The following is a 14,540-nucleotide window of genomic DNA, read 5'->3' on the forward strand; positions in this document are numbered from 1 at the left end:
GTATTATTAAATATTCGATCCTTATAATCATAGGAAGCGTCGCCAAATAAATTGACATATTTGACTCTCTTTTCAGGCAAAGAAGCATTCCAATAGACATATTTTATAAAATTACGTATCGCTGCAATATCTTGCTTACCCGATGAAAATTCTTGGTAAATTTTATCTAATGGAACCACTCGCACAATCATTCCCGAATTAGTTCTGTGAAAATTCGCTAAAGTTTCTGCCTGATTTACTAAAAATTGTGGGGTAATGATTAAATAATCAATGTCTTGAAAATTTCCAAAATTATCTTTAAAAATAGTTCCTTTTAGGTTCTGATTAACCACGGTTGAAGAAGATTCCTTTAACGGCTCATAAACATCCGACTCATCAAAAGCAACATATTTTTTAGCTGTTCCTAAATTTACTTTGAAAGAAAAATTTGTCCCAGTAGTATTGTCATATTTTGCGGTATTATAACTATCTGTAACATCCCAAATTTGCGAAATTGCAGCAGCATTTGTAAACGAGTATTGACCAACACCAATATTATTCTGTTCCAAATCATTTGAAAAAAGAAACTGTTTACCATATCCGACCAAATTTCGTTTTACTTTAAGGCGAATAAAATCGAGATATCCATTTGCAGTAGGAACACCTCCATTATCATACGTTAGTAAAAAATCCAAAGTGTTAGTTGTCGCAGAAAATGTGCTATTTAGAGCTGTTTCATAACCTTCAATTCCACCATTAGAAATAATTTGCGGAAAAGTAACCGTTCCAATATCTTGATTATTAACTTTAAAATTAAACGATGAATTTCCAAATGATTTAGATGCTGTGTTAATTTTAACTTCAACTGGAACTGTTAGATCTAAATTGGGAACAGAAAAAGAAAAAGTTTTTGTATTGTCAATATTAAATTGTTCTCCAAACCACCTTCTTCCAACTTTTCCAACGTTAACCAAATCTTTTTCATAAATAATTCGGTCATCAAATTGGGAAAAATTAATACTGGATGCTGTTGATGGCTCAATTGCCGATTGAATTCGCTTTCCTTGTCCGCCAGATGCGGTAACATAATAATAAGATTTATCCGCATAAAGATTTACGCTTGTTAAACTTTCAGAATTCCAAGTATCAACTCCTTCTGCATAAAATAAAATATAATCAGAAGCATCAAAAACCCCATCGCTTTCGCCTATAAATTGTATTGCATTTTCTTCTAAATCATTTGGATAAACAGTTGCATTTAACAAAGGTAACATTCGTCCACCATTACCATATATTTTAATGGTTCTAGGATCTACGTTGACCTCTAAACCGAGGCTTTGTAAAAACGATTTTGAAACTTTATAAACACCCGATTTTTCAACATAAAATCGATACCATTTACTGGTTGCTAAAACAGAATTTGTTATCGATTGATTTGAAAAAGTTGATCTGTTCACTTGATTTTCGTTAGTGATTGTGTAGGTTAACGAAATAACCTTTTTGTAATTTCCGCCGTCTTTAATAATTGGCGAAAATTTTATAATCCCTTTATTTATATTCCTTGCTTTTGTGATTTCATACTTAAAATTAATAGCAGAAGGAATTAACTGCAAATTCAAATCATATATTTCCGCAATGGAGATGGTTTTGTATACTACATTGGTAACCGAAATAGATGCGTTTGAACTACTGAAATCTATTATTTTGGTATAACTTATTTTTTTTACATCAATGTCAATATCAAAATTTTCTATTTGAAATTGTGGCACTTTAAACGAATAATCTTCAATTGTATAAGTTGCCTCTTTTGACCAATCTAAAAGTAATGTTTCACTTTGTTGAGCAAAAAGGCAAGAAGAAATTAATAAAAAAAAATGTAAAAGGAGCTTTTTCATTGTTTTAAAAAACGCAAATAATGTAAATATATTACAAAGAGAAATAAATAATTTATTTTAAGCTAACAAAATACAATAAAATAAAAAATAAGTCGTTGTAGATAAAAGCAAATTGCTCCAAATAAATTTTTTTTTTACAAATTTTTAAAAACGTGTTGCATATTAATACATAATTATTATCTTGCGACACTAAATTTATTACCTACTAAGTATGAAAATTAAGAAAACTATGGCTTTAAAATTGTTAGTTGTATTGGCACTAACAATAGGTTTTACCAGCTGCAGCAAGAAAGGAAGCACTAAAGGCGGATCTTCTGCAACAGGATGGAAAATCAACGACAAAAAAGGCGGTTTCCAGTTTAATGACAAGTTTAAAAAACAAGAAACTCCTCCTGGTATGTTACCAGTCGAGGGTGGAACATTTACTATGGGTAAAGTTCAAGATGATGTCATGCATGATTGGAACAATTCCCCAAATCAACAACATGTTCAGTCTTTTTACATGGATGAAACGGAAGTTACCAATAAAATGTATGCTGAATATTTATATTGGGTAAAAGCCGTTTTTCCTCCAACAGAAGAAAATTACAAAAACATTTATAATGGAGCTATTCCAGATACATTGGTTTGGAGAAATCGCTTAGGTTATAATGAAACCATGACCAATAACTACCTTAGACATCCTGCTTATGCAAACTACCCTGTAGTTGGTGTAAATTGGATTCAAGCAACAGAATTTTGTAAATGGAGAACCAACCGTGTTAATGAAAATATCTTAGAACAAGCTAAATATCTTAAAAAAGATAACAAAGTAAGTTTAGGTGTTGATGTTAAAGGAGAAGCTTCTTTTGACACAGAAGCTTATATCAACTCTCCTTCTAAATCTTTAGGTGGAAATGAAGAAGTAGTTTTAAAGAAAGGTGCAAACGGAAAAAAACAAGTTGGTGATGATGCGAAAAACGTATATGCTCAAAGAAGTTCTGGATTAATTTTACCAGAATATAGACTACCTACTGAATCAGAATGGGAATATGCTGCAGTAGCACTTGTAGGAAATAGAGAATACAATATTTACAAAGGACAAAAAAAATACCCTTGGAATGGTCAATATACTCGTTCTTCAAAAAGACAATCTAAAGGAGATCAATTAGCAAACTTCAAACAAGGTAAAGGAGATTACGGTGGAATTGCAGGATGGTCTGATGACGGTGCTGATATTACAAACGAAGTAAAACGCTATGCGCCAAACGATTTTGGTTTATATGATATGGCTGGAAACGTTGCAGAATGGGTACAAGACGTTTATAGACCAATGGTTGATGACGAAGCAAATGATTTCAACTATTTTAGAGGTAACGTTTACACTAAAAATAAATTGGATGGTGAAGGAAATGCTGAACTAGTTACTTCTGATAACATTAAGTATGATACATTAAGCAACGGTAGAATTATGGCTAGAAATTTTCCTGGTCAAATAGCTCAAGTACCAGTTGATGATAATGAAACCTACTTAAGAACGCAGTTCTCAACTTCTGACAACAAAAATTATAGAGATGGTGATAGACAATCAACCCGTTTCTTCAAATTTGGAGGTTCTGATGAAGAGAATGCTGAAGGAGCTTCAGAAAAATTTAGAATGTATGAATCACCAAAACATAAAATTTCTACTGTAGTTGATTCAGCAAGCAATGGAAAAAAAATGATTAAACAATATGACAAATCTGACAAAAGAACTACTTTAGTCAATGATGATGTTAGAGTTTATAAAGGTGGATCTTGGAGAGACAGAGCTTATTGGTTAGATCCAGCATCAAGAAGATATTTCCCTCAAGATATGGCAACTGATTTCATTGGATTCAGATGTGCAATGTCAAAAGTTGGACCAAAATCCAGCAAAAAGACTCCTAGAGGAAATCCAAAACAATAATTTTTTCTAAATACTTATAAAAGCCCTTTTGTTTAAAAGGGCTTTTTTTTATCTTCGTTTCTCAATAAATCATTTTACAATGACAATAGATAAAATTCATTCCTTATTTTTAGAATGTAATTCTGTAGCTACTGATACCCGAAAAATTGAAAAAGACAGTTTTTTTGTTGCTTTAAAAGGAGACCATTTTGATGCCAATACTTTTACGAAAGAAGCATTAGAAAAAGGAGCAAAATATGTAGTAATTGATAATGCAAACTACTATTTGGACCACCGAACAATCTTGGTTGAAAATACGTTAGAAACACTTCAAGAACTTTCTAAATATCATAGAAATTATCTAGGACTTCCAATAATAGCTTTAACGGGCAGTAATGGGAAAACGACAACCAAAGAATTAATCCATGTGGTTTTATCAAAGAAATACAAAACATTAGCCACTATTGGGAATTTGAACAATCATATTGGTGTTCCATTAACGTTATTACGTTTTACAAAAGAAACCGAAATTGGTATTGTGGAAATGGGAGCCAATCATCAAAAAGAAATTGCCTTCCTTTGCTCTATTGCAGAGCCAGACTTTGGTTATATTACTAACTTTGGTAAAGCGCATTTAGAAGGTTTTGGTGGTGTTGAAGGCGTAATAAAAGGAAAAAGTGAATTGTATGATTTTCTTTCTCAGACTAACAAAACAGTTTTTGTCAATCTTGATGATGCATTGCAAAATCAAAAAACCACTTCAACAAATCGCTACACCTTTTCTACATTTACAAATAGTAGCAATGTCAAAATTGATCATATTGAAGCAAATCCTATGGTTGCAATAGAATTTAATGGGATAACTATTCAATCACACCTTATTGGTGAATATAATGCCACTAATATTATTGCAGCAGTTACAATTGGAAAGTATTTTAAAGTTGACGATGAAGCTATAAAAACGGCAATTGAAAATTATATTCCGGAAAACAATCGTTCACAGCTGATTCAAAAAAACGGAAACGAAATCATTCTTGATGCTTACAATGCAAATCCTAGTAGTATGAATGCAGCTTTAACTAACTTCATTCAACTTGAGCAAACAAACAAAACTGCTTTACTTGGAGATATGTTTGAATTAGGCACAGAAAGCCCTGAAGAACACGCTAAAATAATAGAATTACTTGCTAACCAGCCACAAATTACGACTTATTTTGTAGGCAATGATTTTTACAACAATCAAATCAACCAGCCTCATTTAAAATTTTTTAAAACCTTTGAAGATTTTTCAGTCTTTTTAAAATCAAATATTCCCTCAAAAAGTTTGATTTTGATTAAAGGTTCGCGCGGAATGGCGTTAGAAAAAACATTAGATATACTATAAAAAAAAGCACTTCGTTTGAAGTGCTTTTTTTGTGGGCAATTGCTTGTTCCGTATTTCGGAAAGGGGTTCACCCCGCATCTCCCGATGAAATCGGGATGTTATGAACCAGCTGAGCTAATCTTATTTACTTAGTAATTCTTGAATTTTGATTCTACTTTTCCAAGACTTTATTTGTTTTTCTCTTGCCAAAGCTTCAGATTTTGAGGCAAAAGATTCTGAATACATCATTTCCCAATCATTTATGTGACCAGTAAAACCTTTGCTTTTTTGATTGTGACGAATTATTCTTTCTTCTAAGTTAGAAGTAAAACCAATGTAAAATTTGTCTTTAGTAAGACTGTGAAGAATGTAAACAAAAAAAGGCATATAATATAAGTTTGGCATATAAAAAAAGTCCCTATTTCTAAGGACTTTGTGGGCGATATTGATTTAACTTCAAATCAAATGTTAGATTTTCTAGAATATTTTATTGAGGAAATATTTTAAAAAATTTCAATTTTACTGATAATAAACTTTTTGCTTTATAATTTGGCTAACTTTGTAGAAATAAAATCTCTAAGTTATTCTATTTAGTGTAAAACGCACACAATGAATCAAAACCTTAAAAAACTATTCTCATCATTTTCAACTGCTCTTATAGATGATATAAATGCAAATGCTATTGATCAATCATTTGTTGCTGGCGATGTCATAATGAGAACAGGTCAGTATATAAAAAACACAGTTTTAGTTTTGAGCGGAAGCATCAAAATTTATCGTGAAGACGAAGATGGCGGAGAGTTTTTTATGTACTATTTACAACCAGGTCAAGCGTGTGCAATTTCTATGATTTGTGCTACAAAAAATGAGCAAAGCCAAATTATGGCAAAAGTTGTAGAAGATGTAGAATTAGTAATGGTACCGTTGCCTCTTATGGATAAATGGATGATGCAACACCGTAGCTGGTATGAATTTGTGATTGACACCTACCGAAGTCGTTTTGAAGAAGTTTTAGAAGTGGTCGATAGTATTGCATTTAGAGCTATGGATGAACGTTTGGAGTTTTATTTAAAACGACATAAAGATGCTTGCGGTTGTGTAGATTTAAAATTATCACATCAAGAAATTGCTACCGAATTAAATACTTCAAGAGAAGTAATTTCTCGATTACTTAAAAAATTAGAACAGCGCGGTGCGTTAAAATTGCACCGAAATCACATTGAACTTTTAAAATAAAGTACCTATGTGATAAAAGTTACAAATTGTGAAATTTAAACTGCCAATATTTGCAGTATAAAATTTTACAATTATGGAATATATAGGTTATTTTGCATCAATACTTATTGGTGTTGCGTTAGGACTAATTGGTGGTGGTGGCTCAATTTTAACTGTCCCCGTTTTAGTTTATTTGTTTGCTATCGAGCCTGTTGTAGCAACTTCTTACTCATTATTTATTGTTGGTTTAACTAGCGGTATTGGTTCTGTTGGTTATTTCAAAAAAGGTTTGGTCAATATCAAAACAGCGATAGTTTTTGGTATTCCATCAATTATAGCCGTTTTTACAACTCGTGCTTTAATTGTTCCTGCAATACCAAAAGAAGTTTTTACCATAGGTGAATTTGTTGTTACCAAAAGTATTTTAATGATGCTACTTTTTGCAGTTTTAATGATTGCAGCTTCATATAGTATGATAAAAAAGGATAAAAAAACAGCGAGTAACGAAAACGGTGAGCAAAAATTCAATTATCCATTAATTCTTATTGAAGGTGCCGTAGTCGGGATACTTACAGGACTAGTGGGTGCTGGTGGCGGTTTTTTAATCATTCCTGCATTAGTAATTTTAAGTAAACTACCAATGAAAGAAGCTGTTGGAACATCATTAGTTATAATTGCTGCCAAATCATTAATTGGTTTCTTTGGAGAAGGCGAAGCAACCGCAATCAATTGGCAATTTCTATTCACAATTTCTGCTTTTGCAATTGTCGGAATATTTATTGGAACTGCTTTATCCAAAAAAATAGACGGCGAAAAATTAAAACCTGCATTTGGTTGGTTTGTTTTGGTGATGGGAATTTATATCATAACCAAAGAGTTATTTTTTCCTAAATAAAATAGTTGTGTGACAAAAGTCACAAGATTATTAATTATAAATCAATAATATTGAATACTTTAAATTATAAATAACATACAAAAAATGGCAAATCATTATCAAATACTTATTATCGGCGGAGGAAATGCAGGACTTTCTGTAGCTTCGCAATTACTTCAAAAAAGAAGTAATCTTAAAATAGCAATTGTAGATCCTTCCGAAAAACATTATTATCAACCAGCTTGGACACTTGTTGGTGCGGGAATTTTCGACGTAAACAAAACGGTCCGTAATGAAAAAGAGCTCATTCCAAAAAATACAACTTGGATAAAAGAAGCCGTTTCAGAATTTGAACCAACAGTTAACAAAGTTAAATGCGTTTCGGGCACAGAAATCACTTATGATTATATGATTGTATGTCCTGGAATTCAACTCGATTGGAATAAAATAAAAGGACTTAAAGAAACATTAGGCAAAAACAATGTAAGTAGTAATTACGATTTTAATTCGGCTCCATACACTTGGGAAATGATTAAAAATTTCAAAGGTGGAACAGCAGTGTTTACAAACCCATCAACACCAATAAAATGTGGTGGCGCACCTCATAAGATAATGTATTTGGCGGTTGATTATTGGCGTAAAAAAGGAATTTTAGACAAATGCGATGTGCACTATGTTTCAGGTGCAACTGTTATTTTTGGTGTGCCAGAATACAAAGCAACACTTGAAAAAGTATTACTAAAAGGAAACATCAAAGTACATTATAGTGCCAACACTATTGCAATTGATGGAAATAACAAAACAATAGAGTTTGAAACTAAAAACACGGAGTTTGTAAAACAAAGTCTTTCAAAATCTGCCGCAGCTTGTTACAGTATAGCTGAGGGCAACGATGCCGATTCTGTAAGTAGATTTACCATGAATTTTGATTTATGTCATTCAGTACCTCCACAATCTGCTCCTGATTTTATCAAAAACAGTCCGTTACGTGACCAAGCAAATGCACTTGGTTATGTTGAAATTGATAAAAACACCCTGCAACATTCTCGTTTTCCAAATGTTTTCGCTTTAGGAGATTGTACCAATGCACCTTGTAGTAAAACAGGTGCAGCAATTCGTAAACAAGCACCAGTCGTTGTAACCAATTTATTAGAAGTAATGGATAAAAAAGCACTAACAGCTTCGTATGATGGCTACAGTGCATGCCCTATTCCAACTCAATACGGTAAATTAATGTTGGCTGAATTTGATTACACCAATAAACCAAAAATGACTTTTCCTTTCGACCAAGCAAAACCACGTTGGACAATGTGGCTATTAAAAACTAAAGTTTTACCTTGGTTGTACTGGAACAAAATCCTAAAAGGAACGGCCTAAAAATTAATCCCATAGTTTTTTAGTTTGTTAATCTCTTTCAATTTTACTTGAAAGAGATTTTTTATTTTCACTTATATGATAATTATCACATAATACTGATTTAAGGTGTTATACTTTTGCAGAGTGAATATTCACTAACAATTAAAACCTAGAAATAATGAATGGCAAAAACAACATCGCAATTGGGTTTCTTACAATGGGATTTTTTATGACTTATGGATTTCTTTTAATCTATTTAAGAGATTTTGCACCAGGTAAAGAGGAATGGGTAAATACATACAGCATTGGGAAACATTTTGAAACAAGATTAGCACACGTTCACGGCAATTTGTTTGCTTTTTTAAACATCGTAATAGGATATCTATTATTACATTTTCAATCAAAATTGAACAATACAAAAGCAATTTCGTGGCTAGCATTAACTGGGTTACTAATGCCAATAGGAATTTTGACAGAAGTGTATTTTGGTTTTCCTCCAGCTTTAGTATTAATAGGAGCAATTGCTATGACAACATCAGTGATTTGGTTAGGTATTGCTTTCTTTAAAATGAAAAACGTAAACAATTAAGAAGTTATAAAAAATGCAAATTTCAGACAAACAACAAGCCATAATAGAAGCGTCAGGTAAGATACTACTGAAAAAAGGGATTTTAGGATTGACAACTAAAAACCTTGCGCTAGAAATGAATTTTTCAGAAAGTGCATTGTATCGACACTTTAAAAATAAAGAGGAAATTGTTTTGCTTTTAATTCAATATTTATCCAATAATATCAATGTGAGATTTGAGAGTATTTTAAATTCAGATATGAATACTGAAGAAAAATTTATTGAACTGTTCAGAAGTCAATTTTCATTTTTTAATAAAAATCCCCATTTCATAGTAATTATATTGTCTGATGGTCTTATGGATAATTCGGTAGAAGTGAAAAATAGTATTCTAAAATTAATTCAGTTAAATACTATTAGCTACAAAACGGTGGTACTAGAAGGACAAAAATCTAAACTATTCAACCAAGAAATTAGTGCCGATAATTTGGTTCATTTTGCAATGGGAACATTTCGTTTACAAATGCTAAAGTGGAAATTATCTGATTTTGGTTTAGATATTGAAGCACAAGGCTTAAAAACAATGATTAATTTAATGACACTTTTAAAAAAATGAAAAATGAAACGTACAAAAATAATTATCGCAGCAACTGCACTATTAATGAGCTTAATCGGATTCACACAAACTAAAAATAATACTACAATGAACTTAAAAGACTTACACAATGATACTCTTGGCGTACAAACCAATATAATGTTTCCAACCATAGACGGCAAGGTAATATCGCTTCAGATTTTAAAAGATAGCCAATTAAAAGAGCATATAACCAATGTGCCTGCTTTGTTGATTTGTGTTACAGGAAATGCAATTTATGAAGATGAAAAAGGCAATAAAGCAACTTTGTATTCTGGAGATTTTGTGAAAATTGAATCAAATGTAAAACATTGGGTAAACGGAATTGAAAATAGTAATTTGTTATTGATAAAATAATTATAAAATGAGATCAACATTTAAAATCATCTTCTTAATCCTGTATTCTTTTCAAGCAAAAGCACAAGAAACAATTTCGTTCAAGTCTATTGATGAAGTTTTGGTTTATGCAGAAAAAAATGCTTCGGTTTTCAAAATTTCAAACGAGCAATTGGCATTTGCAAAATACCAAACATTAATTTCCAAAATCAACATTTTTAACCCAAGAGGGAATGCTTCGGCTTCCGCAACGGATAATTTGCAACTACCATCAAATTATTTACCTGCCGAAATTTTTGGTGGTGTTCCTGGCACTTTCAAAGAAACACAATTTGGTCAGCAATACATAAGCGCCATCAATATTATACCTCAAATAGATTTAATAAATATTCAGTCGTGGCAAATAATAAAAGCTTCAAAAATTAATGAAAATTTGAGCATAAGAACACAATTATTGATTAAGAAAAACTTGTTTGAAAATATTGCTATGACCTATTATACTATAGTTTCTATTCAAAAGCAAATCAAGATTTTAGATGCTAATTATGTTAATAATAAAAAAATTGAAGATGTCGTAACCAACAAAAATAAAGAGGGTTTGGCACGCCAACAAGATGTAAACCAAGCAACTGTTAATTTATTACAAATAGAGGATAAGAAATCACAACTAACAACAACACTTTTACAACAAAACAATGCTTTAAAAGTCTTGTGTGACATAGATTTTAATACCAATTTAAGCATAAATTATTCAGAATCTAAAACTGAAAAAAGTATAACTATTGATGTAAATAATAAGTTGTTGAGCCAACAAAGTAACTTGCAAAAAGACTTAATAAATCAAGAATTAAAAAGTTATAAATCGTCTTTTTATCCAACACTTTCTGCTGTTGGAAATTGGACCTATCAAGACAATAGTAATATTGGTTTTTTTAACGCCAATTCAAATACGTTTCAATCTTCTTATATTGGATTGCGTTTAAATTATTTACTTCCGGAAGCATCAAAATATTTACAAAAACGAACTTTAAAAATAAATCTAAATATTGCACAAGAAAATGCAAAACACAATCAGTTACAAGAAAAAAATGCTAACGAACAACTGAAGGTGGACTATCAAAAAACATTGGATAGTTATACTATTAGTGAAAAAATATTGATTTTAAAAACAGACACTTACAACAAAAATTTGGAGATATACCAACAAGATTTAGTGTCAATTGATAACTTATTAATTTCTTTTAATGATAAACTCAATGCTGAATTAAATACAGTTGTAAATCAAGTAAACACTGATTATTTAAAAACTAAAATTAACATCAATAATACGATACAATAATGAAAAAATTACTTCTATTATCAATTACAATACTACTCTTTTCTTGTGGTAAAAAAACAGAAGAAACCAAAGTTGAACGCAAGAATATTACCGAAATGGTTTTTGCTTCAGGAACACTGAAAGCAGATGACGAATACAATCTAATGGCGCAAACCGATGGTTATATTACCAAAATTAATTTTAATGAAGGTGACGAAGTTGTTATTGGTAAAACGCTAGCAATTATCGATAATCCTCAAAGTAATATTAACACCAAAAGTGGTTCTAAATTATTGAAAATCGCAAAAGAAAACAGCAATTCTAACGCACCATTATTACAACAAAGCAAAGCCAATTTGAATGCTGCAAAATTAAAACTCCAACAAGACGAATTACAAGCATTAAGATACAAAAAATTAGTTGACAACAATAGTATTGCAAAGGTTGAATATGAGAATATAGTAATAGCCGTTTCAAATTCCAAAGCAATCGTTTTAGCATTAGAACAGCAATATCAAAATCTTCTAGTACAAGCCAATCAGCAAGTAATAATTCAAAACCAACAACTTGAAAACAGTAATGCGATTCAAAGTTTTAACGAAGTAAAAGCATTGGTAAGCGGCAAAATTTACAAACAAAAAAAACAAGTTGGTGACTACGTTCGCAAAGGTGATATTATTGCAGTTTTGGCAAACAATCAGAAGATTTATGCCAACCTCAACATCGACGAAAGCAATATGGATAAAATAAAACTCAACCAACAAATTGTCATAAAACTCAATGTAAATACAACTAAAACATACAAAGCCGAAGTTTCGGAAATTCTGCCCACTTTTGACGAGCAATCACAATCTTTTATAGTAAAAGCATTCTTTACTGAGCCTATAGATTTTGCTATTTCAGGAACACAACTTGAAGCAAATATTTTAGTCAATGAAAAGAAAAAAACATTAGTAATGCCTAGAAGCTATTTGGGTTACGGAAACAAAGTCTTAGATACTGATAAAAATCAAATAGATGTGAAAACAGGAATTGTTTCTTCCGATTATGTAGAAATTTTACAGGGTTTGAAAGAAGGCGAAACGGTTTTAAAAGAATTAGATTAAATGAAAAATCACAACCATAATATCAATTCCGAAATTGCTTATACACATTTGTTTTCAAAGAAAAAACAAACTTTGGTAGCTGCTTTGGGCGTAACGGTAGGTATAGCAATTTTTATATTTATGAACTCACTAATGTACGGTTTTGAAGTTTATTCTGTTGAAAGTTTGTTCAAATCTACTCCACATTTACGAATTTATAAAGAAGAAAAAATAAGTCAACCTCTAGTTTCAAATTCAGAAAATAATTTAGCATTGTTAGCCAACCCAAAAATCACCAAAGAAAGCAAGAAGCTAATCAATCCCAATTTAATTATAGAAGCACTTAAAAAACAACCCGAAGTTATTGGTGTAACTCCAAATGTTTCGGCAAATGTTTTTTATAATAATGGCGAAGCACAAGTAATAGGAAGAACATCGGGTGTAAATATAGAAGAACAAAATACAATGTTTCATCTTGAAGATTATATTGTAGAAGGAAAATATTCCGATTTAAAATCGAATCAAAATGGCATTATTCTTGGCGTTGGTATTGCCGAAAAACTGAATGTTCGATTAGATGATAATATTTCGGTTGCCACTGCTTATGGCGTATCAAAAGTGATGAAAGTCATAGCATTATTAAAAACTGGAGTTACCAATACAGACAATACATTATCATATACTAATATTTCGGCAGCACAACAACTTAACAAACATGGTTCAAGTTACATTACGGATATTTTTGTAAACATCAAAGATTTTGAAACGTCTAGAAAAGTTTTACCAAAATTCAAACAATTAAGTGGCTACGAAGTCGAAGATTGGGAAACCGCCAATGTATCGGCAGCAGCAGCAAATAAAATTAGAAAAATGATGGCAATGGCAATTTCATTTTCAATAATGCTTGTTGCAGCATTCGGAATTTATAACATTTTGAATATGACCATTATGGAAAAACTAAATGACATTGCCATTCTTAAAGCTATTGGTTTTTCGGGCAAAGATGTTATCAAAATTTTTGTAAAAGAAGCCGTCATTATCGGAATAATAGGAATTGCTTTTGGATTAATTCTAGCAATGATTTTAGTAAAATTAATGGGCAATTTGTGGGTTGGTGGAGATATAGGTTTTTTTCCAATTCGATTTTTCCCTAAATTCTTCGTATTAGGAATTGGTTTCGGATTGCTAGTAACCACATTAGCAGGTTATATTCCAGCACGAAAAGCAGCAAAATTAGACCCAATAACAATTTTCAGAAAATGATACAGAAAGAACTTTTATTACAAGCAAAGAAGGTGAGTAAATACTTTTACGAACCCGAAAAATTTAAAGTTTTAAATGACATTTCATTCGATATACATAAAGGCGAATTTGTAACGATGGTCGGAAAATCGGGTTCAGGAAAATCAACTTTGTTATACCTACTGTCTACAATGGACACGGATTATGAAGGTAACATTCTGTTTGACGGCGAGAATTTGACTCAAAAAACTAAAGAGGAATTGGCAGCTATTCGCAACGAAAAAATAGGTTTTGTGTTTCAGTTTCATTATTTGTTACCCGAATTTTCAAGTTTAAAAAATGTGATGATACCTGCTCTTAAATTAGGCAACTATTCAAAACAAGAAATTGAAGAAAGAGCGTATGCAATTTTAACAAAACTAGATTTGAAAGACCAAGCACTCAAGCCAGCATCAAAACTTTCGGGCGGACAACAACAACGCGTTGCTATTGCAAGAGCTTTAATCAATGATCCCAAAATCATTATGGGTGACGAGCCAACAGGCAATTTAGATAGTAAAAACGCTGCTATTGTTTTTGATTTATTCAAGCATCTTACAACCGAATTCAATCAAACCGTTCTAGCTGTAACACACGATAACGATTTTGCAAAAGCGAGCGACAGAATTATCGAAATGGTGGATGGTATTATTTTATAATAGTTCTTGGTTATGTAACTAATATCACGTATCGAAAAAATTAGTTTACTTAGTTTTGTAAAAAATATAAG

14 protein-coding genes are annotated in these 14,540 nt (G+C 31.3%); 12 read left to right on the top strand and 2 right to left on the bottom strand.

Annotation, left to right across the window (positions count from 1 at the left end):
* Nucleotides 1–1,874 (bottom strand): type IX secretion system sortase PorU (gene porU / locus ACIQZC_RS00195; protein WP_396137216.1); only part of this gene is annotated, 1,874 nt, incomplete at its 3' end.
* Between the two features lie 211 nt (nucleotides 1,875–2,085).
* Here porU and gldJ point away from each other — a divergent pair.
* Entirely contained in the window at nucleotides 2,086–3,801 is a 1,716-nt protein-coding gene (gene gldJ / locus ACIQZC_RS00200) for a gliding motility lipoprotein GldJ (RefSeq protein WP_396137217.1), read from the top strand.
* Between the two features lie 79 nt (nucleotides 3,802–3,880).
* Nucleotides 3,881–5,164: a UDP-N-acetylmuramoyl-tripeptide--D-alanyl-D-alanine ligase gene (murF, locus tag ACIQZC_RS00205; RefSeq protein WP_396137218.1), complete on the top strand. Its 1,284-nt coding sequence runs from the start codon at nucleotides 3,881–3,883 to the stop codon at nucleotides 5,162–5,164.
* A gap of 120 nt (nucleotides 5,165–5,284) precedes the next feature.
* On the opposite strand, the gene ACIQZC_RS00210 is transcribed toward murF, so the two are convergent.
* The gene (locus tag ACIQZC_RS00210) at nucleotides 5,285–5,530 is read right to left on the bottom strand and encodes a GIY-YIG nuclease family protein (protein WP_396137219.1); all 246 of its coding nucleotides are present in this window, start codon (nucleotides 5,528–5,530) and stop codon (nucleotides 5,285–5,287) included.
* 222 nt (nucleotides 5,531–5,752) lie between these two features.
* Between ACIQZC_RS00210 and ACIQZC_RS00215 the strand changes: the two genes are divergently transcribed.
* The 10 genes from ACIQZC_RS00215 to ACIQZC_RS00260 all read left to right on the top strand — a co-directional run bounded on the left by ACIQZC_RS00215 (nucleotide 5,753) and on the right by ACIQZC_RS00260 (nucleotide 14,469).
* Nucleotides 5,753–6,379 (top strand): Crp/Fnr family transcriptional regulator, encoded by a 627-nt coding sequence (locus ACIQZC_RS00215; protein WP_396137220.1) that lies wholly within the window; start codon nucleotides 5,753–5,755, stop codon nucleotides 6,377–6,379.
* A gap of 73 nt (nucleotides 6,380–6,452) precedes the next feature.
* A complete protein-coding gene (locus ACIQZC_RS00220) occupies nucleotides 6,453–7,253 on the top strand; it encodes a sulfite exporter TauE/SafE family protein (RefSeq protein ID WP_396137221.1) in 801 nt (266 codons plus the stop codon).
* A gap of 84 nt (nucleotides 7,254–7,337) precedes the next feature.
* A complete protein-coding gene (locus ACIQZC_RS00225) occupies nucleotides 7,338–8,609 on the top strand; it encodes an FAD-dependent oxidoreductase (RefSeq protein WP_396137222.1) in 1,272 nt (423 codons plus the stop codon).
* Nucleotides 8,610–8,766: 157 nt separating this feature from the next.
* Entirely contained in the window at nucleotides 8,767–9,177 is a 411-nt protein-coding gene (locus ACIQZC_RS00230; RefSeq protein WP_396137223.1) for a hypothetical protein, read from the top strand.
* A gap of 13 nt (nucleotides 9,178–9,190) precedes the next feature.
* Nucleotides 9,191–9,772, top strand: a complete 582-nt coding sequence (locus ACIQZC_RS00235) for a TetR/AcrR family transcriptional regulator (RefSeq protein WP_396137224.1) — start codon at nucleotides 9,191–9,193, stop codon at nucleotides 9,770–9,772.
* A 3-nt stretch (nucleotides 9,773–9,775) separates the two neighbouring features.
* The gene (locus ACIQZC_RS00240; protein ID WP_396137225.1) at nucleotides 9,776–10,147 is read left to right on the top strand and encodes a hypothetical protein; all 372 of its coding nucleotides are present in this window, start codon (nucleotides 9,776–9,778) and stop codon (nucleotides 10,145–10,147) included.
* 7 nt (nucleotides 10,148–10,154) lie between these two features.
* Nucleotides 10,155–11,465: a TolC family protein gene (locus ACIQZC_RS00245; protein WP_396137226.1), complete on the top strand. Its 1,311-nt coding sequence runs from the start codon at nucleotides 10,155–10,157 to the stop codon at nucleotides 11,463–11,465.
* Nucleotides 11,465–12,550, top strand: coding sequence for an efflux RND transporter periplasmic adaptor subunit (locus ACIQZC_RS00250; RefSeq protein WP_396137227.1), 1,086 nt, complete (start codon nucleotides 11,465–11,467; stop codon nucleotides 12,548–12,550). The genes ACIQZC_RS00245 and ACIQZC_RS00250 overlap by 1 nt, the downstream gene beginning before the upstream one ends.
* Nucleotides 12,551–13,792, top strand: a complete 1,242-nt coding sequence (locus ACIQZC_RS00255; RefSeq protein WP_396137228.1) for an ABC transporter permease — start codon at nucleotides 12,551–12,553, stop codon at nucleotides 13,790–13,792.
* On the top strand, nucleotides 13,789–14,469 hold the full coding sequence (locus tag ACIQZC_RS00260) for an ABC transporter ATP-binding protein (RefSeq protein ID WP_396137229.1): 681 nt from the start codon (nucleotides 13,789–13,791) through the stop codon (nucleotides 14,467–14,469). Before ACIQZC_RS00255 ends, ACIQZC_RS00260 begins: the two co-directional genes overlap by 4 nt.
* Nucleotides 14,470–14,540 lie beyond the last annotated feature (71 nt).

The sequence above is a fragment of the Flavobacterium sp. genome (genome assembly GCF_044338735.1).
Lineage (GTDB): Bacteria > Bacteroidota > Bacteroidia > Flavobacteriales > Flavobacteriaceae > Flavobacterium.